At 74.4% G+C, this 24402-nt stretch carries 18 protein-coding genes and 2 pseudogenes; 13 read left to right on the top strand and 7 right to left on the bottom strand.

The window, feature by feature from the left end:
- The first annotated feature begins 182 nt into the window (after positions 1-182).
- Complete coding sequence (locus ACIF6F_RS32720) at positions 183-479, top strand: HXXEE domain-containing protein (RefSeq protein ID WP_399955440.1); 297 nt, start codon at positions 183-185, stop codon at positions 477-479.
- Positions 480-535: 56 nt separating this feature from the next.
- On the opposite strand, the gene ACIF6F_RS32715 is transcribed toward ACIF6F_RS32720, so the two are convergent.
- Positions 536-1117: a cupin domain-containing protein gene (locus ACIF6F_RS32715; RefSeq protein WP_399955438.1), complete on the bottom strand. Its 582-nt coding sequence runs from the start codon at positions 1115-1117 to the stop codon at positions 536-538.
- 89 nt (positions 1118-1206) lie between these two features.
- Here ACIF6F_RS32715 and ACIF6F_RS32710 point away from each other — a divergent pair, with 89 nt between their 5' ends.
- A complete protein-coding gene (locus tag ACIF6F_RS32710) occupies positions 1207-1725 on the top strand; it encodes a MarR family winged helix-turn-helix transcriptional regulator (protein WP_399955435.1) in 519 nt (172 codons plus the stop codon).
- A 215-nt stretch (positions 1726-1940) separates the two neighbouring features.
- Entirely contained in the window at positions 1941-5234 is a 3294-nt protein-coding gene (locus ACIF6F_RS32705) for a TIM-barrel domain-containing protein (RefSeq protein WP_399955432.1), read from the top strand.
- A 105-nt stretch (positions 5235-5339) separates the two neighbouring features.
- On the opposite strand, the gene ACIF6F_RS32700 is transcribed toward ACIF6F_RS32705, so the two are convergent.
- From ACIF6F_RS32700 to ACIF6F_RS32685, 4 genes are all read right to left on the bottom strand, one after another.
- The gene (locus ACIF6F_RS32700; protein ID WP_399955429.1) at positions 5340-5534 is read right to left on the bottom strand and encodes a ferredoxin; all 195 of its coding nucleotides are present in this window, start codon (positions 5532-5534) and stop codon (positions 5340-5342) included.
- Positions 5535-5540: 6 nt separating this feature from the next.
- Positions 5541-6758: a cytochrome P450 gene (locus ACIF6F_RS32695; RefSeq protein WP_399955426.1), complete on the bottom strand. Its 1218-nt coding sequence runs from the start codon at positions 6756-6758 to the stop codon at positions 5541-5543.
- 150 nt (positions 6759-6908) lie between these two features.
- Complete coding sequence (locus ACIF6F_RS32690; protein ID WP_399955423.1) at positions 6909-9212, bottom strand: FtsX-like permease family protein; 2304 nt, start codon at positions 9210-9212, stop codon at positions 6909-6911.
- The gene (locus ACIF6F_RS32685; RefSeq protein ID WP_399955420.1) at positions 9209-9979 is read right to left on the bottom strand and encodes an ABC transporter ATP-binding protein; all 771 of its coding nucleotides are present in this window, start codon (positions 9977-9979) and stop codon (positions 9209-9211) included. Before ACIF6F_RS32685 ends, ACIF6F_RS32690 begins: the two co-directional genes overlap by 4 nt.
- Positions 9980-10113: 134 nt before the next feature.
- On the opposite strand from ACIF6F_RS32685, the gene ACIF6F_RS32680 reads away from it, so the two are divergent.
- The 9 genes and pseudogenes from ACIF6F_RS32680 to ACIF6F_RS32640 all read left to right on the top strand — a co-directional run.
- Positions 10114-11016, top strand: coding sequence for a sensor histidine kinase (locus ACIF6F_RS32680; RefSeq protein WP_399955417.1), 903 nt, complete (start codon positions 10114-10116; stop codon positions 11014-11016).
- Positions 11013-11728, top strand: a pseudogene (locus ACIF6F_RS32675) (response regulator). Before ACIF6F_RS32680 ends, ACIF6F_RS32675 begins: the two are co-directional and overlap by 4 nt.
- 209 nt (positions 11729-11937) lie before the next feature.
- Complete coding sequence (gene helR, locus ACIF6F_RS32670) at positions 11938-14112, top strand: RNA polymerase recycling motor ATPase HelR (protein WP_399955413.1); 2175 nt, start codon at positions 11938-11940, stop codon at positions 14110-14112.
- Between the two features lie 75 nt (positions 14113-14187).
- Entirely contained in the window at positions 14188-14820 is a 633-nt protein-coding gene (locus ACIF6F_RS32665; RefSeq protein WP_399955410.1) for a hypothetical protein, read from the top strand.
- Positions 14821-14965: 145 nt separating this feature from the next.
- The gene (locus tag ACIF6F_RS32660) at positions 14966-15217 is read left to right on the top strand and encodes a ferredoxin (protein ID WP_399955446.1); all 252 of its coding nucleotides are present in this window, start codon (positions 14966-14968) and stop codon (positions 15215-15217) included.
- Positions 15207-16598, top strand: coding sequence for an NAD(P)/FAD-dependent oxidoreductase (locus tag ACIF6F_RS32655; RefSeq protein WP_399955408.1), 1392 nt, complete (start codon positions 15207-15209; stop codon positions 16596-16598). Before ACIF6F_RS32660 ends, ACIF6F_RS32655 begins: the two co-directional genes overlap by 11 nt.
- Before the next feature lie 24 nt (positions 16599-16622).
- The gene (locus tag ACIF6F_RS32650; RefSeq protein WP_399955404.1) at positions 16623-17858 is read left to right on the top strand and encodes a cytochrome P450; all 1236 of its coding nucleotides are present in this window, start codon (positions 16623-16625) and stop codon (positions 17856-17858) included.
- A 406-nt stretch (positions 17859-18264) separates the two neighbouring features.
- Positions 18265-18843 (top strand): RNA polymerase sigma factor, encoded by a 579-nt coding sequence (locus tag ACIF6F_RS32645; protein WP_399955400.1) that lies wholly within the window; start codon positions 18265-18267, stop codon positions 18841-18843.
- Between the two features lie 872 nt (positions 18844-19715).
- Positions 19716-20498: pseudogene (locus ACIF6F_RS32640) on the top strand (IclR family transcriptional regulator C-terminal domain-containing protein); the annotation flags it as partial.
- A gap of 342 nt (positions 20499-20840) precedes the next feature.
- On the opposite strand, the gene ACIF6F_RS32635 reads toward ACIF6F_RS32640, so the two are convergent.
- Positions 20841-21788 (bottom strand): nucleoside hydrolase, encoded by a 948-nt coding sequence (locus ACIF6F_RS32635; protein WP_399955397.1) that lies wholly within the window; start codon positions 21786-21788, stop codon positions 20841-20843.
- Positions 21789-21920: 132 nt separating this feature from the next.
- Positions 21921-23330: an MFS transporter gene (locus ACIF6F_RS32630; RefSeq protein WP_399955394.1), complete on the bottom strand. Its 1410-nt coding sequence runs from the start codon at positions 23328-23330 to the stop codon at positions 21921-21923.
- Between the two features lie 105 nt (positions 23331-23435).
- Between ACIF6F_RS32630 and ACIF6F_RS32625 the strand changes: the two genes are divergently transcribed.
- Positions 23436-24371: a LysR family transcriptional regulator gene (locus ACIF6F_RS32625; protein ID WP_399955391.1), complete on the top strand. Its 936-nt coding sequence runs from the start codon at positions 23436-23438 to the stop codon at positions 24369-24371.
- Positions 24372-24402 lie beyond the last annotated feature (31 nt).

The raw sequence follows: 24402 nt of genomic DNA, 5'->3' as shown, positions 1-24402 counted from the left end.
CACCGGCCCCAAGCCCGTCACGTCAGGCGAACCCCAGGATCTGAAACAGAACACGACTCACGAGGCGAGCCCCGACCTCAAAACCAGGTCACTAGCCGGTCGCGGTCATCCGCGTACCAGTCACCCGGCCGGGCACGCCCACGCGTGCCCGGCCGCCCCAACCCACGGGCGGTCGTACGGACATGAACACGCACGAGACCCCGGGCGCGGTGGGCCCGGCCGTCACCTTCGGCCCGCCGGCGGCCTGGGCCGTGCACGACCTGGAGGAACTGCCGGCGGTGCCGGGCTGGTCCCGTGACCGCCTCCCCGAGCTGCAGCGGCGCTTTCCGCAGGTGCCGGAGCGGGTCTGGAGCCGGCCGGCGCCCGCCGACGGCCGGGAGTTCGCGGCCGCGGTCGCCGGCATGGCCCCGGTGGTCACGGCCGCCGCCGCGGCGGGGCACCGGACCGGCGGCCGGTCCGCCTTCCACCACGGCCGCTGAGCCGGCAGGCCGCCGGCGGGCTCCCCCGTACGAGAGCCTGCTCGCCCGGCGCCGGCTCAGCCGGCCGGGGCGTCCCCGGCTGCCGGGCCGGCGTCGCCCCGGGCCGACTTCCCGGACTCGTCCCGCACCTCGTCCCCGGCCTCCTGCCGGGCCGCCGCGCGGGCGGTCTGCCAGGCGGTGGAGTCGAGGAAGTGGTTGTCGAAGCGGTCCTGCGCGGCCAGTACGTCCTCGACCGACGCCTCGCCGCGGCCCACCCGCTCCAGCAGCCGGAAGTACTCGAAGCGCTCCACGCCCGGCGCGATCACGATCAGCAGGTCCACCGGCGAGTCGGGCGCCGCGGCGAACGCGTGCGGCAGGTGGGGCGGCACCACCACCAGGTCGCCCGGGCCGGCCGTCACCACCCGCTCGCCCGTCAGCACCTGGGCCCGCCCCGAGATGACGAAGAACAGCTCGGAGGAGCCCCCGTGATAGTGCGGGGTCGCACCGTCGGCACCTCGTTCCAGCGTCACCCGCATGGTGCTCAGCGCGCCCTCGGTGGCGTCGGCGTCGGCCAGCAGGCGGCCCCGCCCGCCGAGCATCCGCACCACCTCCGCCTCGGCGTCGCGTACGACTACGGCATCAGGTCCGGGCAGCGTCATCGCCGTCCCCTTTCCCTCTTCGGATCCAGGGTGATTCGTCGTCTGATAGTAAGCCATCTAACTATCAGCTTCCGAATAGACTGGCTCACATGACGCAAAAGGACCAGGTCGACACGATGGTCGGCCAGTGGGAGCGCGAGTGCCCGGGGCTCGGGCTCGACCTGGAGGCCATGGGGATCGCGGCCCGGCTGGGCCGCTTCGTACTGCTCGCGGAGCGGCGCGTCGAGGCCACCTTCACCGCGCACGGCCTGCGCAGGGGCGAGTTCGACGTCCTCGCGACCCTGCGCCGGTCCGGTGCCCCGTACGAGCTGATCCCGTCCGCCCTCGCGGACGCCCTGCTGATGACCCGGGCCGGCATCACCAGCCGCATCGACCGGCTGGAATCGGCCGGTCTGGTCCGGCGCCGCGTCGACCCCGAGGACCGCCGGAGCGTCAGGGTGGCCCTGACCGAGGCCGGCCGGGAACTGACGGAGGCGGTGGTCGCCGCCCACTCCGCCAACGAGGGCACGCTGCTCGCGCCCCTGGCCGGCGAGGAACGCGCGGTGCTCGACCGCCTGCTGCGCAAGCTGCTGGCCGGTGTGGAGGAAGGGTCCGCCGTCGAGTCCTGAGCCTTTCTCGGCGGCTTCAAGTCCACTCTGCGTGCTTGAAGTTGCGCGTTTCAAAGGCGCTTCGAACAACTTCTTACACAGCGCGGCCCTCGCGCGCTATGTTGCCAGGCGCATGCCAATCGCACAGCCGTGGTGCGGAAGGGCTCGCTCCGCCGTGCCCACGACCGCCGCGCCGCGTCTTCCCCCGGCCCCGGACCGCATGAGGAGCTGCCCCCATGGGACTCGGTCAACGCCTGGCACGAAGGGGCCGCCCGCGCCCCGGCACCCCCACCCCGCGCACTCGCTTCGCCACCCGGACCCGCTTCACCAGGACCCCATCCGCCACCAGGACCCCATCCGCCACCCGGACCCCGTCCACCCCCCGCCGCCCCGGCCGCCTGCGCCGCGCCCTCGGCACCGCGCTCGCCGCCGCCCTCGCCGCGACGGCCCTGGCCACCGTGGGCCCCGCGGCCCCGGCGGCCGCCGCCTCGGCGGGCAACGCCACCGGCATCACCCAGTCCGGCAACACCTTCACCGTGACCACCTCCAGCGCCGCCAAGGCCCGCGTGGTCGTCGCCCGCGCCGACATCTTCCGCATCTGGCTCTCGCCCGACGGCGCCTTCACCAACGACCCCGCGGGCACCGACCTCGCCGTCACCACCGACTTCGGGTCCGTGGTCACCAGCTCCGCGGACGCCGGCTCCTACTACCGCATCAACACCCCGTCCCTCACCATCCGCGTCAACAAGTCGCCGCTCCGCTTCTCCGTCTACCGCGCCGACAACACCACCCCGGTCTGGCAGGAGACCCAGGCCACCACCTGGTCCGGCGGCAAGACCACCCAGTACCTCGCCCAGGGCCCGGACGAGCAGTTCTACGGAACCGGCCTGCGCCTGGGCGAATGGGCGCTGCGCGGCAAGACCGTCCCGGTGGCCGTCGACAACCGCTGGCGCGAGAACAACAACGCCAGTCCCGCGCCCTTCTACATGTCGACCAACGGCTACGGCGTGATGCGCAACACCTGGGCCCCCGGCTCGTACGCCTTCACCGCGCCCGGCGCCTTCACCCACGACGAGACCCGGTTCGACGCCTGGTACTTCACCGGCGACTCCCTCAAGGGCGTCCTGGACGCGTACACCGACGTCAGCGGCAAGCCCTTCATGGCACCGGTCTGGGGCTTCGAACTCGGCAACGCCGACTGCTTCAACGCCTCCAACCCCGACTACCAGGGCGACCACGACAGGCTCCGCCACCAGACCACCCCCGACGTGGTCGGCTACGCCGCCGACGCCCGCGCCGCGGACATGCCCTCCGGCTGGTTCCTGCCCAACGACGGCTACGGCTGCGGCTACACCCAGCCGCTCAAGTCCACCGTCGACGCCCTGAAGGCCAAGGGCTTCCAGACCGGTCTGTGGACCTCCACCGGACTCTCCGGCATCGCGGACGAGGTCGGCACCGCCGGCACCCGGGGCGTCAAGACCGACGTCGCGTGGATCGGCAGCGGCTACAAGTACGCCTTCGACGGCGTGAAGCAGGCCGTGGACGGCATCGAGAAGAACTCCGACGCCCGCCGCTTCGTCTGGACCGTCGACGGCTGGGCCGGCACCCAGCGCAACGCGGTCGTCTGGACCGGCGACACGTACGGTACCTGGGACGACATGCGCTGGCACGTCCCCGCCATCACCGGCGCCGGGCTCTCCGCGCTCAACTACGCGGCCGGCGACGTCGACGGCATCTTCGGCGGCAGCCCCAGGACGTACGTCCGCGACCTCCAGTGGAAGGCCTTCACCCCCGCCTTCATGACCATGTCCGGCTGGGGCGCCACCAACCCGTCCGCCGGCTACCAGGACAAGCAGCCCTGGCGGTTCGCCGAGCCGTACCTGTCCATCAACCGCACGTACCTCCAGCTGAAGATGCGGCTGACGCCGTACCTCTACACGATGAGCCGCACCGCCCACGAGACCGGCGTCCCCAGCACCCGAGCCATGGTCCTGGAGTACCCCGACGACCCGGTCGCCCGCGGCAACCTGACCAGCGGACAGTTCCTGGCCGGCGACTCCTTCCTCGTCGCGCCGGTGGTCTCCGACACCACCACCCGCGACGGCATCTACCTCCCGGCGGGTGCCTGGACCGACTACTGGACCGGCAGGACGTACGCCGGCCCCGGCTGGCTGAACGGCTACAGCGCGCCCCTCGACCGGCTCCCCCTCTTCGTCAAGGGCGGCGCCATCGTGCCGATGTGGCCGAAGATGAACCACGCCGGCGAGAAGCCCGTCTCCACCCTCACCTACGACATCCACCCCCGCGGCGCCTCCACCTTCACCCTCTACGAGGACGACGGCCTGACCCGCGCCCACCTCACCGGCGCCTACGCCCGCCAGAAGGTAGACGTCACCGCGCCCGCCGCCGGCACCGGCGACGTCACCGTCGCGGTCGGCGCGGCCAACGGCTCGTACACCGGCAAGCCCGCCTCCCGCGGCTACGAGCTGAGCCTGCACGTCGCGGCCGCCCCCTCGGCCGTCACGGCCGACGGCTCCGCGCTCCCCGCGCTGACCTCGAAGAGTGCGTACGACGCCGCGGCCACCGGCTGGTACTTCGACCCCGCCGACCGCTCCGGGATCCTGTGGGTGAAGACCGGGAGCAGGGCCGGCGCCTTCACGGTCACCGCCGCCGGCACCCGGATCCCCGCCGCCGACGCCGTCCCCGGCTCGCAGCCGATCCCGAACTCCGGCTGGTCCGTGGCATACGCCGACAGCCAGGAGACCGCCGCGGAGAACGGCGCGGCCGCCAACGCCATCGACGGGAACACCGGAACGCTCTGGCACACCGCCTGGTCCTCCGGCAAGGCCGCCGCCCTGCCGCACGAGATCCAGATCGACCTGGGCGCCCGCTACACCGTCGACGGCCTCGGCTACCTGCCCCGGCAGGACGGCGGGGTGAACGGCCGGATCGGCCAGTACGAGGTCTACGTCTCCGACACGACCTCCGCCTGGGGCACCCCCGTGGCCACCGGCACCTTCGCCGACACCGCGGCCCTGAAGAACGTACCCCTCGCCGCCAGGCAGGGCCGGTACCTCAGGCTCAGGGCCCTCACCGAGGCCGGCGGCCGCGGCCCCTGGACCAGCGCCGCCGAGATCACCGCCACCGGTCGCCCAGTCCCCCTCCCCGCGGACGCCACCCTCGTCAACGCCGCCTCCGGCACCTGCGTCGACCTCCCGTACAGCGCCACCACCCCCGGCACGGAACCCACCCTGTACGGCTGCCACGGCGGCCAGAACCAGCGCTGGACCCTGCACCAGGACGGCCGGCTCACCGGTCTGAACGGCGTCTGCCTCGACGGCGCCGCCGCCGCCCGGATCACCATCCAGACCTGCGACGGCAGCGCCGGCCAGAGCTGGGGGCTCGGCCCGCAGGGCAGCATCCGCAACGCCGGCCAGTGCCTTGCCGCCTCCGGCTCGGCAAGCGGCAGCAGACTCACCCGCTCGGTCTGTGACAACAGCGCCGCCCAGCGGTGGTCCAGCGGCTCCTGAGCCGCGGGACCCCGCACCACCCCCCACCCGCCGCACCACCCCCCACCCGCCGCGCCGCCCCGGACCCCACCCGGGACGGCGCGGCGCCGTCGTGCCGCCGACCGGTCAGGCCTCCCGCACGGCGATGGCCCCCACCGGGCAGGCGCGGGCGGCCTCCCGGACCAGGGGACTCCCCGCCCCGTCCTCACGGCCCGGCAGCAGGGCGCTGACCCCCTCGTCGTCCTGCGTGAACACCCCGGGCGCCGTCAGCGCGCACTGGCCGGCGCCGATGCACCGCCCCGAGTCGATCGAAATGTGCATGGGCCCTCACCAGGTCACGGGGAGTTCGAGCATCCCCTGGATCGTGTCGCCGGGCGTGAAGGCGATCTCCTCGGGCGCCACCGCCGGCCGCAGCCCCGGCAGCCGGGCGAACAGCGTGCCGAGCGCGATCTCCATCTCGGCCCTGGCCAGGTTCTGGCCCAGGCACTGGTGGATGCCGAAGCCGAAGGCCACATGGTGGCGGGCCGGCCGGTGCCAGTCCAGGACATCGGGGTCCGGGTACACGGCCGCGTCGCGGTTGATCACCGACGTGGCGAAGACCACCCCGTCCTCCGGCCGGATCACCACCCCGCCGACCTCGACCGGCTCGGTCGCCACCCGCAGCATCCCGTCCGCGATGGACAGGAACCGCATCAGCTCCTCCACCGCCCCCGGCAACAGCGACGGATCGGAACGCAGTTCGGCCAGCTGCTCCGGGTGCCGCAGCAGCGTGTACGTACCCAGGGAGATCATGTTGGCGGTGGTCTCGTGCCCGGCGATCAGCAGGATCGCCGCGATCGAGACCAGCTCCTCCACGTCCGTCCGCCCGGTCTCCAGCCGCTCCGCGATCAGCTCGTCCAGCAGCCCCTGGCCGGGCGTCACGCGCTTGCGCCCGATCAGCTCCCGCAGGTACGCGTTGATCCGGTCCCGCGCGTCCTCCACGTCCGCCGGACCGGGCCCGCGCAGCAGCCGCCGCGACTGCGCCTCGAAGAACTCGTGGTCCTCGTACGGCACTCCGAGCAGCGCGCAGATCACCATCGACGGCACCGGCAGCGCGAACGCCCCGACCAGTTCCGCCTCGCGTGCGCCGCCGGCCGTCATCGCGTCGATCAGCCGGTCCACGGTCTCCTGGATCCGCGGCCGGAGCTCCGCGGTGCGCTTCAGGGTGAAGCTGGGGATCAGCATCCGCCGCTGGGCCTGGTGCTCCGGGTCGTCCATGCCCAGCAGGGCCGCCCGCTGCGTGCGCGCCACGCCCGCGAAGCGCGCCGAGGGGACGGGGAAGGCCACGTTCTGCCGGTCGGAGGACAGCCGTCCGTCCGACAGCAGGGCGCGGGCCTCGGCGTGCCCGGTGACCACCCACACCGAGCGCCCGTCGTACAGGCTCACCCGCGACAGCGGCGGCCCTTCGGCCAACGGCCGGTATCCGGCGGGCGGGTGGTAGGGGCAGGTGCGGTCCTGGGGGAAGGCAACGGTCTCAGTGGTCTCGGTGGTCGTCTCGGTCGTCATGCGCAACCTCACAAACACGGGTCCGTCTCGCCTGGCCGGCCCGCGGAGGATCAGCCCCGCGGCCCGGCCCCGCCTATTACATGCCTCAGGCACCTATCCGGCCCATGCCCTATTCGGCCACACCGCACAGTTCGCCCGGAAGGCGTACGGCTACTCGTTGTGCAGCACCGACGCGATGGACAGCCGGGCCGCCGACCGGGCCGGCACCAGTGCCCCCAGCACCGCGATCGCCACACCCGCGCCCACCAGCCCCGCCAGCTGCGGCGCGTGCCAGACGTCCTTCATCCACTCGGGGAAGTCCACGATCCCCACGTTGTCCACCAGCAGCCGGTGCGCCGCCATCCCCAGCGGGATCCCCAGCACCCCGCCCACCAGACCCAGTCCCGCCACCGAGGTGACCGTCATCAGCACCACCTGACGCGGAGTCATGCCGACGGACTTCAGCATCCCGAGGTCCCGGCGCCGCTCCCGCGTGGTCAGCAGCACCGTGTTGAACACCCCGAGTGCCGCCACCGCGCCCAGCAGCACAGAGAACACCGAGGAGAAGCCGACCACCGCGGCCGTCGCCGTGTTCGAGGCGCCCGCCGGCTCCGCCGCCAGCCCCGGGTCGGCCGCACGGACGGCCCTCGCATAGGCCGCCGCGTCCGCCCCCGGCGCCAGCCGCGCCCGGTACTCGGTCGCCCGGGTCCCCGGCGCCAGCACCTCCAGCGTCCGCCAGTCCACGGACAGGGACTTCGCGTTGCCCTCGATCACCCGGCCCACCACCGTGACCGGCACCGTCCGCCCGCGCACCTGCAGCGCGGTCCGGTCCCCGACGGACAGCCCCCGCTGCGTCAGGAAGGCCGGCCCCGCCGCCATCTCACCGGCCCGCGCCGGCCAGCGTCCCTCGACGACCGCGTCGGCCAGCACCCCGGTGTCCCCGCGGTAGAAGTCGGCGAAGTACGTCCCGGGCTGCCCTGCCAGGCGCACCTGGGTGAAGGCCCGGGCCAGCACCTGCTCCGCCCCGAGCGTCCGGAGCCGCGCCTCCGTCTCGCGGTCGCCCAGCCGCGGCGCCGGCCGCCCGGAGGCCGACGGGTCGGCGTCGACCCGTACGCCCGGACCTCCCGAGCCCCTGCCCAGGTCCGCGAACGCCAGCATCGTGCCGGTCAGACCCGTCGCCACGGTCACCGTCGTCACGCCCAGCGTGATCGCTGCCAGCGTGAGCAGCGACCGGCCCGGCCGGGCGAACGGCTGCCCCAGCCCCAGGCTCACCGCGCGCGGCAGCCGCGTACCGCCGAGGAACCGCTGCACGCGCAGCCCCCGCCCGGTGGCCGGCGCGCTGCCGGCCGTGATCGCCCGAGCCGCGGGCAGCCGGTGCGCGCGCAGCGCCGGGACCAGCGCGGCGGCCAGCACCAGCAGCGGCATCCCGATCAGACAGGTGACCGCGGGCCAGGGGCCCACGTCCATCGGGGCCAGACCGGTGTCGATCCCGGAGAAGGCGATCCGTACGAAGGGCCGGGCGAGGGCCCCGCCGGCCAGGGTGCCGAGCAGACAGCCCAGCGCCGCCGGCACCGACACCATCAGCAGGTAGACGGCGACCACCTGGTTCGGCGTGAACCCCAGCGCCTTCAGCACCCCGATGTGCCGGTGCCCCGACACCACCGCGCCGCTGACCACGTTGCCCACGATCAGCACCGAGACCAGCAGGCCCAGCACACCGAAGAGCGAGACGAACGGCAGGTACGCGTCCGCCAGCGAGGAGAAGGCCTCGGCGAGTGCCTGGTGCGACTGCCGGGCCGTGACGGCATCCGCCGGCAGCCCGCGCGTCGCCGCGGCCAGCGAACGGTCCACCGCCGCGCGCGACCCCGCGTCCTCGAACCGGTACAGCATCTGCGCCGAGTCCGGGCGCAGCGCGGCCAGCTGGCCCGGGGTCACCCACGCCTCGGCCGACCGGCTCATGCTGGTCGCGAAGCCGACCACCCGCAGCGGCGGAACCCCCGGCGCGGTCAGCCGGCTGCCCAGCAGCGACCGGTCCGGGGTGCCGGCGACGCCCCAGTTGACGACGATCTCCCCGGGCCCCCGCGCCCACCGGCCGGTCAGCACGCGCACCCGGTCCACCGGACCACCCGGATCCGCCCGGCCCACCACCGTCAGCGCGCCGGACGCCATGTACATCCACGGTTCCGGCAGGTCCACGGCGGCCTGCCCGAAGGGTCCCGCCGCCGCCTCGACGCCCGGCCGGCGGGCGGTCGCCGCCAGCCGGTCCGCCGGAGCCTTCGCCGCGTCGAAGACCACCACGGCGTGCGCCCCGCGCTGCGCGGCGAACGCCTTCTCGAAGGGCGCCGACGCCGCTCCGACCAGCGCCAGGGCCAGCAGCACGGTGGTCGTGGCACACAGGACGACCAGCGCGATGACCACCGTCTGGACCCTGCGCCGGCGTACGGCCGCCCGCGCGGCCCGCCACACGGCGCTCACGCGCCCGCTCCCCGGAGCCGGGCCGGACCCGCGCCGGCCACGTCCGAAGCGGCCGCCGGCTGAGGTCCGTCCAGGGTGCTCTCCCGCGCCACCCGGCCGTCCGCCATCTCCACCAGCCGGCTCGCGCAGCGGGTCGCGAGCTTCGGGTCGTGGGTGACGATCAGCAGCGTCTGCCCGATCTGGTTCAGGTCGATCAGCAGGTCCATCACCTGCTCGCCCGACCGGCTGTCGAGGGCGCCCGTCGGCTCGTCCGCCAGCAGCAGGGCCGGACGGTTCATCAACGCGCGGGCCACCGCGACCCGTTGCCGCTCACCGCCGCTCAGTGCGGCCGGGTGGCTGTCGCGCCGGTCGGCGACGCCCAGCTCGTCGAGCAGCTCCAACGCCCGGCGGCGGGCCTGCCGGGCGGGGGTGCCGGTCAGCTGGGCCGCCAGCGCCACGTTGTCCAGGGCCGGCAGGTCGTCGATGAGGTTGAAGAACTGGAAGACCATCCCGATGTGGTGGCGGCGGTACAGCGCGAGGCCGGTCTCGCCGAGCGCCCCGAGGTCCTGCCCGCGCACCTCCACGCGCCCCGCCGTCGGGCGGTCGAGACCCGCCACGATGTTCAGCAGGGTGGACTTCCCGCAGCCCGAGGGGCCCATCACGGCGACGGCCTCCCCGGCCCGGATCTCCAGGTCCAGCCCGTCGAGTGCCTTCGCGTCGCCGTACTCCCTGTGCACGCCGTCCAGCCGGACGACGACGCCGGGCGAGGTGTGGTGATCGATTGTCATGCCCCGAACCTACGAGCGGGACCGCGGGCGCCGCGTCGGTCCGTCGGTGTATCCGGCGGCCGCCGTCATCCCGGGGATGTACGGTGCTGCACCGGGGGGATGACGATCTTGACGCGGGCCGTGAGGGGGAGCGGATGGGGAACTGGCCGGTCGGGGCGCTGGTGGCGCTGGCTGCGGTGTGCGGCGTCTCCGCGGTCCTCGCGCTGGCGCTCGTACGGGCGCGGCGCCGGTACCGGGACGCGCTGGGGGAGCAGGGCTGGCTGCTCGAACGCGAGCGGGAGGCTGCGGCCCGGGCGGCCGTCGACACCGAGCGGGCCCGGATCGCCGCCGAACTGCACGACGTCGTCAGCCACAACGTCAGCCTGATGGTGGTCCAGGCCGGGGCCGCCCGCGAGGTGCTCACGGCCATGCCGGACGAGGCGGCCGCCGCGATCGGCGCCGTCGAGGCCGCGGGCCGCAGCGCGATGACCGAACTCCGGCACCTGCTGGGCCTGTTGGCGCCGGCGCAGGACGGCACGGACCGGCCCTACGGGGAAGACCTCGCGCCGCAGCCGGGCCTGGCCGGGCTGGGCGTGCTGGTCGACCGGATCTCCTTCGCCGGGCTGCCGGTGGAGGTCAGGATCTCGGGGGAGCCCCGGTCGCTGCCGGGCGGGATCGACGTCACGGCGTACCGCATCGTCCAGGAGGCGCTGACCAACGCCCTCAAGCACGGGAACGGGGGGAAGGCGGAGGTGACGGTGCGTTACGCGGACCGCTCGCTGCGGGTGGAGGTCCTGAACACGGGTCCGAGCGTGCTGAACCCGGCCGTGGCCGGGAGCAGCGCGGGTACGGGTACGGGCGCTGCGCCGGGTACGGGCGCGGAGGCCGGCACCGGCGCTCTGCGGCACCCCGCGCGCCCCCGGACGGCCGACGGCGCCGGCCGCGGCCTGCTGGGCCTGCGCGAGCGGGTGGCCGTCTACGGCGGCGACCTCGACGCCCGCCGACGCCTCGGTGGCGGCTACCGCGTCCGCGCCCGCATCCCCCTGGACCGCCCGTGACGACGCCCGCGACGACACCCGCGCCCGAGCCGGCGTCCGAACCCGCCCCGCGCGTCGTCATCGCCGACGACCAGGAGCTGGTCCGCACCGGCTTCCGGCTGATCCTGACCTCCCGGGGCATCGACGTGGTCGGCGAGGCCGCGGACGGCGCCGAGGCGGTGGACCTGGTGGCCCGGCTGCGGCCCGACGTGGTGCTGCTGGACATCCGGATGCCGGTGATGGACGGACTGGAGGCCGCCCGGCGGATCCTCGCCGCGACGCCCGGGTGCCGGGTCGTCATGCTGACCACCTTCGACCTCGACCAGTACGTCTACGCCGCACTCTCCGCCGGGGCGAGCGGCTTCCTGCTCAAGGACGTCACCTCCGAGCACCTCGCCGCCGCGGTACGGCTCGTCGGCACCGGCGACGCCCTGCTCGCCCCCTCGATCACCCGCCGCCTGGTGGAGCGCTTCGCCGCGCCCGCACCGGCGCCCGTCCCGGCCCCCGCCGTCCACCGCGCGCTGGCCGCCCTCACCCCGCGCGAGAGGGAGGTCCTCACCCTCGTGGGCCGGGCCTGTCCAACGCGGAACTCGCCGCCCGGCTGACCCTGAGCGAGGCCACGGTGAAGACCCACGTGGCCCGCATCTTCGCCAAGCTGGAGCTGCGGGACCGCGCGCAGGCGGTCGTCGTCGCGTACGAGACAGGTCTCGTCGCCCCGGGCGACGACGTCTGACGCGGAGCGGTGCAGGGGAACGACAAAGGCGAGGAAGGGATACCCCACTCCTCGCCACTCTCAACTTATAACGCACCGGGGGGCTTGCGGCAAGGCCCCGGGGATGGGTCAGAATCGCCGACCTACCCCCCGTGCCGGCCGAATGTGGAGATTCACGACGTGCGTGTGTTGTTCCGGCTCATGTCCCTGGACCGGCGGTGAGGCCGGCCATGACCTCCTCCCTCACCACGAGCGCGTTCGACCTGCCCGACCGGCTCGCCCACAAGGCGGACCCGGCACTGACCGACGCCGACGAACGGCACTTCGCGGCCGTCTCCGAGAGCCTGGAACAGACCATCGCCGAGCTGACCGAGCGCCTGGAGGCCGAGCGCCGCGCACCCGGCGGCGCCGGCCGCGCCGCGATGGACCGGGACGCGGAGATCCACCGCCTGACCGGACGACTGCGCACCCTGCGCCGCTTCGGCCGCGACCTCTGCCTGGGCCGGATCGTCCCCGCCGACGACCCCGAGCCCGTGTACATCGGCCGCCTCGGCCTGACCGACAGCACGGGCCGAAGGCTGCTCCTCGACTGGCGCTCACCCGCGGCCGAACCCTTCTTCGCCGCCACCCACGCCGGCCCGATGGGCCTGACGAGCCGCCGCCGGTACCGCTGGACCGGTGGCCGGATCAGCGACTACTGGGACGAGGTGTTCACCGCCGAGGGCCTTGAGGGGCACGCCGCGCTCGACGACCAGTCGGCCTTCATCGCGAGCCTCGGCGGCAGCCGGTCCGCCCGGATGCGCGACGTGCTCGCCACCATCCAGGCCGACCAGGACGCCGTCATCCGCGCCGGCTCCGCCGGCACCCTGGTGGTCGACGGCGGGCCCGGCACCGGCAAGACCGTCGTCGCCCTGCACCGCGCCGCCCACCTCCTCTACTCCGACCCGCGGCTCGGACACCGGCGCGGCGGCGTGCTGTTCGTCGGCCCGCACCAGCCCTACCTCGCCTACGTCGCCGACGTACTGCCCAGCCTCGGCGAGGAGGGCGTGCGCACCTGCACCCTGCGCGACCTCGTCCCCGAGGGCGCCCGCGCGGGGGCCGAGGCCGACCCCGAGGTGGCCCGGCTGAAGTCCTCCGCGGACCTGGTGGGAGCCGTGGAGGCCGCCGTACGCCTCTACGAGGAGCCGCCCGCCGCGGGCACGACCGTGTCCACCCCCTGGTCCGACCTCCGGCTGACCGCCGACGACTGGGCCACCGCCTTCGACGCCGTGGAACCGGGCACTCCGCACAACGAGGCGCGCGACCAGATCCTGGAGGAACTCGTCACGATCCTCACCGAGAAGGACGACAGCGGGGCCGCGCCCCACCTGCTCCGCAGGGCGCTGCTCCAGGACCGGGAACTGACCGGCACCCTGCACCGCGCCTGGCCGCTGCTCGACCCCGGCGAGCTGGTGGGGGACCTGTGGTCGGTCCCCGCGTACCTGCGCCGCTGCGCCCCCTGGCTCGGCCCCGACGAGGTCCGGCGTCTCCAGCGACCCGACGCCCAGGCCTGGACGGCCTCCGACCTGCCGTTCCTGGACGCCGCGCGCCACCGGCTCGGTGACCCGGAGGCCTCGCTGCGGGCCCGCCGGCAGGAGGCCGCTGCGGCGGCCGAACGCGAGCGCATGGCCCATGTGATCGACAGCGTGCTCGCGGCCGACGACGACGGCGAGGGCGCGGTGACGATGCTGCGCGGCCGGGACCTCCAGGACACCCTGGTCGACGGGCAGGCCCTGCCCGGCGCCGGACCCGAGCCGCTCACCGGCCCGTTCGCCCACGTCATCGTGGACGAGGCCCAGGAGCTGACGGACGCCGAGTGGCAGATGCTGCTGCTCCGCTGCCCCTCCAGGAGCTTCACGGTCGTCGGCGACCGCGCCCAGGCCAGGCACGGCTTCGACGGGACCTGGCGCGACCGGCTCGAACGGGCCGGGCTCGACCGGATCACCGTGGCCTCCCTGAGCATCAACTACCGCACGCCGGAGGAGGTGATGGCGGAGGCCGAGCCGGCGATCCGCGCCGCTCTCCCGGACGCCAACGTGCCGGTCTCGGTGCGCAGCAGCGGCATCCCGGTCGTCCACGGCCGGACGGCGGACCTCCGCCCGGTGCTCGACTCCTGGCTCGTCGAGAACGCCGACGGGACCGCCTGCGTCATCGGCGACCCCGCCTTCCCGGAGTCCGACCGGGTGCGGTCGCTGACCCCGTCGCTGGCCAAGGGGCTCGAATTCGACCTGGTCGTCCTCGTCGAACCGGACGCGTTCGGCGGGGGCGTCGAGGGGGCCGTCGACCGCTACGTCGCGATGACCCGCGCCACCCGGCAGCTCGTCGTCCTGACCCGTACGGCGCACCCGGGCTGTCCTCCCGGGTGATCCGGTGGCGTGGGTCCCGTGGCCGCCCACGCCGTCCTCGGTACGAAGGGGAGCCGGCGAGGGGCAGGAGAGAGCATGGAGCGGAAGCACGAACGCCTGGCGACGGCCCGGGCCGCGGGCATCGCGGGAGTGGTGTTCGCGGTCCTGATGGCCACGGCGATCGCCCTGGTGCGCACCGCCCTGCCGGACGGTGCCGACGACGCGGCCGTGGACGCCGGACAGCGGAACGCGCTGCGCACGGCCCTGGAGCTGCTCCCGTTCGCCGGGATCGCGTTCCTGTGGTTCATGGGAGCCCTGCGCGAGCAGGCGGACGGGGCCGAGGACAGGTTCGTCTCCACCGTGTTCCTGGGCAGCGGGCTGGTCTTCGTCGCCACCCTGTTCGGGGCCGCCGCGGCGGCCGGCAGCGTGCTCGACGAGGACCCGCAGGGCTCCCCCTTCGGCAAGGAGTTCGCGTACGCCCTGCTCACCACGTACGCCATGCGGATGGCCGCGGTGTTCGTCCTCACGACCTCCACCATCGGCCGCCGCCGCGGCTCCCTCCCGCGCCCGCTCGTCGCCATCGGCTACCTCGCGGGCCTGACGCTGCTGGTCGTGGCCGCGAACGTGCCGTGGTGCGAACTGGTCTTCCCGGCCTGGGTCCTGCTCCTCAGCCTGAACATCCTGCTGGGCAGGCGGCCGGCCGGCGGGCGGTCCACGGCGGGGGCCTGAGCCGGTCGCGTGCGCCGCCGCTGCCGCGGCCCGGGCCCGCCGGCCCTTCACCCGTACGGCCGGCCCCTCGTCGCGGCCGCCCGGCCGGCCGCCCAGAGTGGTCGGAGGGGGTCAGCCGGGCCATCGGAGAGGAACCGTTCCCGTGGTGAGGATTGCCGTCGACCTGAACCGGTGCCAGGGGTACGCGCAGTGCGCGTTCCTGGCGCCGGACGTCTTCGTCATGCACGGCGACGAAGCACTGCTCTACGACCCCGACCCCGACGAGGCGCAGCGCGCGAAGGTGGCCCAGGCCGCCGCGGCCTGCCCCGTCCAGGCCATCCTCGTCGACGCGGTGGACACGGCGGACGCCGTGCCCGCCGCGGACGCGCCGGCCGCGGCGGTGGCCGGTGCCCGCTGACGGATCCCTGGACCGCCTCAAGCGCGAGGGGCGCATTGTCGTCGTCGGCGCCTCGCTGGCCGGCCTGCGGGCCGCCGAAACCCTGCGTGCCAAGGGCTTCGCGGGCTCACTGACCATGATCGGCGACGAGCCCTGCGAGCCGTACGACCGCCCGCCGCTGTCCAAAGGGGTGCTGCTGGGCATGGCGGCCGCCGAGCGCACCGCACTGCCCCGGCTCAGGTCGGTCGACGCGACCTGGCGGCTCGGCGTCCCGGCCGCCGGCCTGGACATGGCGGCGCAGCGCGTGCGGCTGGCCGACGGCGACGAGGTGCCGTACGACCGCCTGCTCATCGCCACCGGGGTCCGGGCGCGCCCCTGGCCCCGCGAGGAGGAGGCCGAACTCGACGGCGTCTTCGTCCTGCGGACCCGCGAGCACGGCGCGGCGCTCGCCCGCCGGCTCGCCGAGGGACCCCGGCGGGTGCTCGTCATCGGCGCCGGGTTCACCGGCTCCGAGATCGCCTCCGCCTGCCGCGAACGCGGCCTGGCCGTCACCGTCGCGGAACGCGGCGCGGCGCCGCTGGTCGGCGCGCTGGGCGGAGTGGTCGGCGCGGTCGCCGCGGACCTCCACCGCGAACACGGCGTCGACCTGCGGACCGGCGTGATGGTGACCGCCCTGGAGGGCGACTCCGCGGGCCGGGTGCGCGCCGCGCACCTGTCCGACGGCTCGACGCTGGAGACCGACGTGGTGGTCGTCTCGCTCGGCGCGATCCGCAACACCGAATGGCTCGCCGGCTCCGGACTCGGGGCCGGGCCCCGCGGCATCGCCTGCGACGCCGGCTGCCGCGCCTTCGACGTCCGGGGGATCGTCACCGACGACATCTACGCCGCGGGCGACGTGGCCCGCTGCCCGCACCCGCTGTTCGGCTACCAGTTCCTGTCGCTGGAGCACTGGGGCAACGCCGTCGCCCAGGCCGAGATCGCGGCGCACAACATGATCAGCGGGAGCACCGACCGGGTGCCGCACATGGAGGTGCCGGCCTTCTGGTCCTCCCAGTTCGGCGTCAACGTCAAGTCGGTCGGAGTGCCGTCGATGGCGACGGAGATCCTCATCGCGCAGGGCTCGCTGGAAAGCCGGCGGTTCGTCGGCGTGTACGGGTACCAGGGGCGCGTCATCGGCGCGGTCACCTTCGACCAGGCCCGCTGGCTGCCGTTCTACCAGGAGCTGATCGAGACGACCGCGCCGTTCCCGCCCGCGTTCGCCACGGTCGACCGGCACGCGGACGGACACCGGCCGCTCGACGCGGACTTCCCCGACCCGTCCGTGCCCACCCACGGCCCCACCGTGACCCTCAGCGGATACGCGCCGACCGACCGGCGGATGACGTTCACCCCTGCGCACTGACCCGCACGGCCACGAGGACCTCCCATGACGCAATCCCTGCTGCACCGGATCCTGGACCACTCCAACCGGGCCAATCCGTACCCGATCTACGAGCAGCTCCGGAAGAACCCGGTCCACCACGAGGCCGACGGCCCGTACGTGATCAGCACGTACTACGAGATCCGGAGCCTCCTGCACGACCCCCGGATCAGCTCCGACGCGCGCAACCTGGCCTCGAACGCCGCCGATCCGCTGGCCGAGCCCGCCTCGGAGGAGAGCCCCCTGCCGCCGGGCTTCCTGCGGCTGGACCCGCCGGAACACGACCGGATGCGGCGCATGACGAACCGGCCCTTCGGCCCGCCGCACTCCCCGCGCCGCGTCGACGGGATGCGCCTCGAACTGGACGACATCGTCCGCGGCCTGATCGACGGCATCGGCGACCCGGGCCGGATCGACCTGGTGGAACAGTTCTCGTACCCCTTCCCGGTGACGGTGATCTGCCGGCTGCTCGGCGTGCCGCGCGAGGACGAGGCGCGCTTCCACGTGTGGGCCGACACCCTCGCCGCCAGTCTGGATCCCGACCCGGACGCCGACCCGGCGGAGCGGGGCAAGGGCGCGGGCGAGGCGCGGATGCAGTTGGGGATGTACCTGGCCGGGCTGATCGAGGAGCGTCGCAAGAGCCCCGGGGAGGACATGCTCTCCCAGCTGGCCACGGCCAGGGGCGAGGACGGCGCGATGTCCACGATGGAGCTGCTGAGCACGGCGGCCCTGCTGCTGATCGCGGGGCACGAGACCACGGTCAACCTCATCACCAACGGCATGCTGACCCTGCTGCGCAACCCCGACGTCCTGGAGCGGCTGCGCACCGAACCGCGGCTGGCCGTGCCCATCGTCGAGGAACTGCTGCGCTTCGAACCGCCGGTCCAGCTGCTGCCGCAGCGCACCACCCTCGCCGACATCGAGCTCCGCGGCGTCACCATCCCCAAGGGCGCCTCCCTCTGGCTGGTCCTGGCCTCCGGCAACCGCGACCCCCGCCGCTTCGACGACCCGGACCGCTTCGACCCCGACCGCCGCGACATCCAGCACCTCGGCCTGGGCAGCGGCATCCACAGCTGCTTCGGCGCCCCGCTGGCCCGCCTGGAGGCCCAGCTGGCCCTCTCGGAACTGGCCCGCCGCCTGGTCAACCCCCGCCTCGTGGCCGACCCGCCCCCGTACCGCCAGAACGCCGTACTCCGCGGCCCCCGCCACCTCGACATCACCTGCGACGACATCCGCCCCTGAGCCCCCGCCCCCGTCCCGCCCCCCTCCCGCCCCCGTCCCGCCCCGCCCCGAACACTCCCGTCACGCACGCGTGGCGGGAGTGTTCCGCTACGGGGGCGTACGCGGGCGGAAGGGGGCGCGTACGCGAGCCGGTGCGCCAGCTTCCGAAGAATTGTGAAAGAGGCCCCGCACCAACGGCCCCGTTTCCGGTTGGCTAGTACGTGAGAGCAGTACCACTCTCCGGCTGCCGGACCTGGGGGCAGGCACGCCCGGTCACCGCACGCACCACTGGAAGGGACCGCGTCACCGTGGATCTCGTCGAGAACGCAGCGCTCGTGCCGATAACCGCAACCCCGGCCCGTGCGTTCGTCAGTCAGGTAGCCGCCGCGTCGGCCGGCGGTGACAGTGGTCAGCCGTGGGGGTGCGCATGAGCGAAGGCGAGTTCGACCCATCCGGGGACCAGACGGTCTCCAATGAGCTGGCGGGAGTCCTGCCCGTGGAGTACACGGCATTCCACTCGCAGCACCACCGCGCCTACCTGCGTTACGCCCACCTCCAGCTCGGCTCCCGCCAGGACGCGGTCGAGGTGGTGGACGACGCGTTCACCTTCCTGCTCAAGGTGTGGCCGCAGGCGCTCAAGGAGTCCAGCCTGCACGGCTTCGCCTGGTCGGTGCTGCGCGAACACGTCGAGCGCCGCCTCGCCGTACTGGACAGAACACCGGCCATGGTCGAGACAGCCTGGTTCGCGGCCCTCCGCCGCTCCAAGCGTCCACGCCTCGAACTCCAGGAAGCCAGACTTGCCTTGTACGCCGCGATCGCAGAACTCCCCGACCGCGACTACGACATCGCCCTCCTCGCCTTCCTCGGGGGCTACCAAGAGGACAAGGTCGCCCAGATGATGGGCATCAGCTCGGCGGCGGTCCGCTCCAAGATCCGCGGAGCCCGCCGCACCCTGTCCCGGAAACTCGGGCTCGACTGGGCCGCCGGAGAGGAGAAGGACCAGTGAGCGACACGACACGGGATCTGACGACCGTGCTGTGGGAGGTGACGGTGGCCCTCCAGGACTCCGAGGTCCTCGCCGAGGAGTACGCCGGCTACGACGAGGACGCCGCCCGGCGCAGGATCGCCCGCCGGGTCGTCGCCGACCGCACCCGCGCCGCCGCGACCTCCCTCCGCAGCGCCGCCTCCCGACGGCTGCCCGGCCGGCGGCGGCCCGCCCCGCCCGACACCCTCGTCCTCGACGCCGCCTGTCACGTCCGGGCCGCCCGCGGGCTCGACGCGCTGGCCTGGCACCTGGTCGAGAGCGAGGAGTTCACCGCCCGCGCCCTCGACGCCGGGTCCTGGCCGCACGGCCAGGACTCCGCACTCCTCTTCGGCTGTCTGCTGCACCTGGCCGGCCGCCTCGAAGGCGCCCAGTTCTGGTTCCAGTACGCCGCCGGGGCGGGCTCCCGCACCGCCGCGCACTGCCTCTACCTGCTCCACCTCTCCCGCGCCGAGGTCAGCACGGCCCGGCACTGGATGAGCCAGACCCGGACGCTCCCTCCGGAGACCGGCCTCCCGGTGCTGCCCGCGCTCCCCGACGGGCTGGAGGACGCGCTGGGCGCCTCCGTCATCTGGACCTCCCCCCCGATCACCACGCAGGACCTCACCTTCCTGCCGCACGAACCCGGCCCCGCCCCCTCCGAGCAGCCGCTGCGCGACCGGCACCGGCTGCCCGCCGGGCTGCGCCGCGCCATCGCAGCGCTCGCCCCCGAGGAGGACCCGGACCTGGGCGAAGTGCTGCTGCCCAACGCCCAGTTGGCCGTAGCGCTCGCCCGGTACGCCCGGCTGAACCCGGCCCGGCTGACCGAGGAGGCCGCCGAGTGGGCGCCCGGGATACTGCGGGCCCCGGGGCTCACCCACGCCGCCCGGCAGGTGCCGGACGCGGGGCCGGCGCCGGCCGCGCTGACCTCCGTACACCGGGCGCTCCGCGTCCTGGAGGTCATCAACCGCTACTCCGGCGGCGTCAACCTCGCCCAGATCGCCCGCCAGACGCAGCTCCCGCAGCTGTCGCTGGCCCAGGCGCTGACCCAGCTGGTCCGCGCGAACCTGGCGGTGCCGCTGGGCCACGACGCGTACGCCGCGGGCTCGGCCCTCCTGCTGACCGGCGCGGCCGGCGCGGGCGGCATGGGGCAGCTCCAGGAGACCCTGGCCTGGGTGCGCGACGCGGTGGGCGCGGCGGTGTACGTCAGCCGCTACACCGACGGCGAGGTGGCCATCACCCAGTACGCCGACGGGCCCGCCGCGCCGGTCGTGGAGGAATGGGTGGACTTCCGCGCCGCCGCGCACGCCTCGGCGGTCGGCAAGGCCCTGCTGACCCAGCTCGACTACGACGGCCGGATGGACCACCTGGCGCGCCACCGCATCGCCCGGCTGACCTCGCACACCATCACCAGCGAGACGGTGCTCTTCCAGCAGCTCGACACCCGGCAGCCGAACGACCCACTGCTCGACCTCCAGGAGTACGCCCTGGGCACCCTGTGCGCGGCCGTCCCCATCACGGCGGGCCCGAACGCGGAGTGCGTGGCCCTGTCCCTCCCGGGCACGGACCCGCGACGCCTCCAGCAGGCGGCCCGCACCCTCCAGAGCGAGGCGGCCGCGGTCCTCCTGGCCCTGCTGGTGGCCGGCACCACCCCCACGGCCGTCATCGCGGAGGCGACCCCACCCACCCCCGCCCCCACCCCGGACCCGAGCAGAGGAGGCACCCTCCTCGCCCCGACCGCCTAGGGTGCGCCCGATCCCGCATCCACCGGCGTCCGGTATTCAGGTGCCGCCAGCCGCACCGCAGGCTCCGGCGGTCCAGGGGGTGTTGCGAAAGTCCTGTGTGGTGCCCGCGGTGTCCGGTGCGTGCTCTCGGCGTGCCAGACGAAGGCCCTCGTACTGGGCGTACTCGGGGCTTTGGCCGGTGCGGCGAGAGTGCGTGCCGGGCGCCGTGGGCGCCGTGCGGGACTTTCGCAACACCCCCTAGCCGGGTCGGTGGGTGCCGAGGGTGGCCACCGCGTTGACCAGGCGGTCCCAGAAGAGGTCCCGGTCCAGGGTGAGGGCTACTCGGGCGTTCGGGGGGCGGCCCAGGTAACCGTGGAGGTCCACCACGGTCGCGCCGCGGGTGTATTCGCCGCGGAGCTCCACCGTGACGCCCGCCTCGACGCAGTGCACGATCGCGGGGTCGATCACCCTGGCCACGGCCACCGGGTCGTGCAGCGGCGGGGCGGCGAAGCCGTACAGCCTGCGGTACGTGCCGGCGAAGAAGGTCATCAGCTCGACGCAGGTGCGCCCGAGTTCCGTGCCCAGACCCTCCAGCCGGGCCAGCACGTCCGGCGTCGCCAGGGCCTGGTGGGTCACGTTCAGCCCGCACATCGTCACCGGCACGCCGCTGCGGAACACGATGTCCGCGGCCTCCGGGTCCACGTGGACGTTGAACTCCGCGGCCGGCGTCCGGTTGCCGCGCTCCGTCGAGCCGCCCATCAGCACGATCTCCCGGATCCGGCCGCGTACTTCGGGGTACCGGGTCAGCAGCAGCGCGATGTTGGTCAGCGGCGCCGTCGGCACCAGGGTGACCGGCTCGGGGTGCTCGGTGAGCAGCCGGCGCATCAGCTCCACCGCGTGCTCGGGGACCGCGTCCACGGTGGGTTCGGGGAACCGGGGCCCGTCCAGGCCCGACTCCCCGTGCACGTCGCCGGCGGTGCGCAGGGGCGCGACGAGCGGCCGGTCGCAGCCCGCCGCGACGGGCACGTCCGTGATCCCGGCGACCGTGCACACCCGGCGGGCGTTGAGCGTGGTCTTCTCCAGCGTCTGGTTGCCCGCCACCGTGGTGATGGCGAGCAGGTCGACCGCCGGGTCCCCGGCCGCCAGCATGATCGCCAGCGCGTCGTCGTGCCCGGGATCGCAGTCGATGATGATCGGTACGCCCACGCCTGCTCGCTCCCTCGTCCGCCCGGTCGGGTGCCGCCCTGTCCGCCCCGCCAGTCTGCCGTCCGGGGCGGCCGGCCGGGGCGGGACGGCCGCGTTGGCCGGAAAACCCCGCCCGCCCGGCACGCGTACGGGCTACCGCTGCCGTGCCGCCGCCCCGCCGGGCGCCCGTACCGTGCGAGCCGCGTCGCCCGCCGTCGGGTGGAGGCGTACCGCGCCCAGGACCGCGGGCAGGCACAGCGCGCCCAGCAGCAGGAAGGCGACCTGGTACGCGCCACCCGGCGCCGACGCGAGGACCGTGCCGATCCGCAGCGCGATCACGGCCACCGCCACCCCCAGGCCCGCGGAGAGCTGCTGGGCGGTGGCCGAAAGGGTGTTGGCGTCCCGCAGCCGTTCCCGCTCCACCTCGCTGAACGCCATCGTGGAGTAGCCGGTGAGCCCCACCGACCGGGCCGCACCGCCGGCCAGGACGAGGGCGGCCGTCACCGCGACGGGCGTGGCCGCCGTGAGGAACGCGCAGCCGGCCACCGTCACCGCCAGCGCCGCCGTGGAGGCGATCAGCAGCCGCCGGAAGCCGAACCTGTTCAGCAGGAAGGTCGTCGCCGGCTTCACCGCGATGTTGCCGACGAAGACGAACAGCACGACCGCGCCCGAGGCGACCGCGCTCCAGCCGAACACCTCCTGGAACAGCAGCGGGAGCAGGAAGGGGACGGCCGTGATCACCATCCAGACCAGCGAGCCACCCGTCACGGACTCCCGGAACGAGCCCACTTCGAGGGTGCGCAGGTTCACCAGCGGGTGCGGGGCCCGCAGCAGGTGACGCCCCGCCGCCGCGAGCGCTGCGAACGCCACCGCGGTCACCGAGGCGGTGACCGGCCACCCGCTCCCGTCCTCGGCCACCAGGTGGCCGGCCCAGGTCAGGGCCGCCAGGCCGGTGCAGCAGAGCAGTACGCCGACGAGGTCGAGCGGCGGCGGCGAGCCCTGCGGGCCGGAGCCGACGATCCGCCAGGCGGCGGCGAAGGCCACCAGCCCCATGGGGACGTTGATCAGGAACATCCAGTGCCAGCTTGCGTACGTGGTGAGCAGCCCGCCCGCCAGGGGTGCGGCGACCGGCGCCACCAGCCCCGGCCACACCACGTAGGCCATGGCCTTCGGCAGGTCGGACTTCTCCGTCCTGGCCAGGACGAGCAGCCGCCCGACCGGCACCATCATCGCGCCGCCCGCCGCCTGGAGGACGCGCAGGGCGACCAGCGTTCCGAGGTCGGGGGCGGCCGCGCAGGCGGCGGAGGCCAGGGTGAACAGGGCGATCGCCGAGAGCAGCACGCGGCGGGCGCCGAAGCGGACGGCCAGCCAGCCGCTGAGCGGTATGAGCACGGCGAGGGTGACGAGGTAGGCGGTGACCACCAGGCCCACGGCGGCCGGGGTGGTGCCCAGGGCGGCCGCCATGCGCGGGGCCGCGGTCGCGACGATCGTGCCGTCGAGCATCTCCATGAAGAAGCAGCCCGCGACGAGGAGCGCGGTGGCGCGCTGTCGGGAATCCATCATGCAGACCAGGCTCCGGCCGGCCATTGCTGCACACAAGGTCCGATTGGTTCATCAAGAAGTGCACTTGATGCAGCAGTTGGCGGCGGGGAGTGGCAGAGTGGGACCGTGCGACCGCTGCCCGACATGAACCTGCTGCCCGCCCTCGACGCCCTGCTCCGCGCGGGCAGCGTCGCCGGGGCCGCCGCCGAGATGTGCGTCTCGCCCTCCGCGATGAGCCGCACCCTGGCCCGGCTGCGCCGGGTGGCCGGCGACGAGCTCCTCGTACCGTCGGGGCGCGGCCTGGCCCTCACGCCCCGCGCCCGGGAACTCCAGCCGCAGGTCCAGGCCGCCCTCGCCGGGGCGCTCGCCGCGCTGCGACCGCCGGAGCCGGCCGAACTGAGCGCGGTCGAGCGGGACTTCGTGCTCCGCGCCAACGACGCGACCGCCGCCTTCCTCGGGCCCGAGCTCATCGCCCGTGCCGCCCGCGAGGCCCCCGGCATCCGCCTGCGCCTGCTGCCGGAGGGCGACGAGGACCCCGCAGACCTGCGCGGCCGGATCGACCTGGACGTCGGCCAGCTGCCCGAACTGCCGCACGACGTACGCGGCGAGACCCTGGCCCACTACGGCTACCGGGCGGTGACCCGGGCCGACGGGCCCTACGCGGGGGAGCGGCTCACCCCCGAGCGGTTCGCCGCCCTGCCGCAGATCACCGTCACCCGGCGGGGCCGCACCTGGAGCGTGGTCGACGAGCGGCTCGCCGTACTCGGGCTCACCCGCGAGGTGCCGGCCACGGCGCCCACGTACGGCGCCGCCTGCTTCTTCGTCCTGCGCTCCGACGCACTGGCGCTGGTCCCGGGGCTCTTCGCGGCGGAGGCGGCCCGGGTGATGCCGCTCGCCGTGCTCGACATCCCGCTGGACCTGCCGACGGTGGCCTTCGGCCAGGCCTGGCACGTGCGCTGGGACGCCGACCCCGCCCACCACTGGCTGCGCTCCACCGTCGCCGGGATCGTACGGGAGCTCGGCGACGGGAGCGGTACGGCGACGGGCGCGGCCACCCCCTGACTCCGGACCGGGAGCCCCGGCAGCCCCTCCG

This window comes from Streptomyces sp. NPDC086023 (genome assembly GCF_044540325.1).
GTDB lineage: Bacteria > Actinomycetota > Actinomycetes > Streptomycetales > Streptomycetaceae > Streptomyces.
Note: the sequence above shows the minus strand (reverse complement) of the source record. Positions and strands in the feature narration are given on the sequence as shown.

Excerpts from the sequence above, each read along its gene's own strand:
- ACIF6F_RS32715 (WP_399955438.1), bottom strand. The coding sequence starts at position 1,117 with ATGACGCTGCCCGGACCTGATGCCGTAGTCGTACGCGACGCCGAGGCG.
- ACIF6F_RS32700 (WP_399955429.1), bottom strand. The coding sequence starts at position 5,534 with ATGCACATTTCGATCGACTCGGGGCGGTGCATCGGCGCCGGCCAGTGC.
- ACIF6F_RS32680 (WP_399955417.1), top strand. The coding sequence starts at position 10,114 with ATGGGGAACTGGCCGGTCGGGGCGCTGGTGGCGCTGGCTGCGGTGTGC.
- ACIF6F_RS32630 (WP_399955394.1), bottom strand. The coding sequence starts at position 23,330 with ATGATGGATTCCCGACAGCGCGCCACCGCGCTCCTCGTCGCGGGCTGC.
- ACIF6F_RS32720 (WP_399955440.1), top strand. The coding sequence starts at position 183 with ATGAACACGCACGAGACCCCGGGCGCGGTGGGCCCGGCCGTCACCTTC.
- ACIF6F_RS32695 (WP_399955426.1), bottom strand. The coding sequence starts at position 6,758 with ATGACGACCGAGACGACCACCGAGACCACTGAGACCGTTGCCTTCCCC.
- ACIF6F_RS32705 (WP_399955432.1), top strand. The coding sequence starts at position 1,941 with ATGGGACTCGGTCAACGCCTGGCACGAAGGGGCCGCCCGCGCCCCGGC.
- ACIF6F_RS32650 (WP_399955404.1), top strand. The coding sequence starts at position 16,623 with ATGACGCAATCCCTGCTGCACCGGATCCTGGACCACTCCAACCGGGCC.
- ACIF6F_RS32710 (WP_399955435.1), top strand. The coding sequence starts at position 1,207 with ATGACGCAAAAGGACCAGGTCGACACGATGGTCGGCCAGTGGGAGCGC.
- ACIF6F_RS32645 (WP_399955400.1), top strand. The coding sequence starts at position 18,265 with ATGAGCGAAGGCGAGTTCGACCCATCCGGGGACCAGACGGTCTCCAAT.
- ACIF6F_RS32665 (WP_399955410.1), top strand. The coding sequence starts at position 14,188 with ATGGAGCGGAAGCACGAACGCCTGGCGACGGCCCGGGCCGCGGGCATC.
- helR (WP_399955413.1), top strand. The coding sequence starts at position 11,938 with ATGACCTCCTCCCTCACCACGAGCGCGTTCGACCTGCCCGACCGGCTC.
- ACIF6F_RS32685 (WP_399955420.1), bottom strand. The coding sequence starts at position 9,979 with ATGACAATCGATCACCACACCTCGCCCGGCGTCGTCGTCCGGCTGGAC.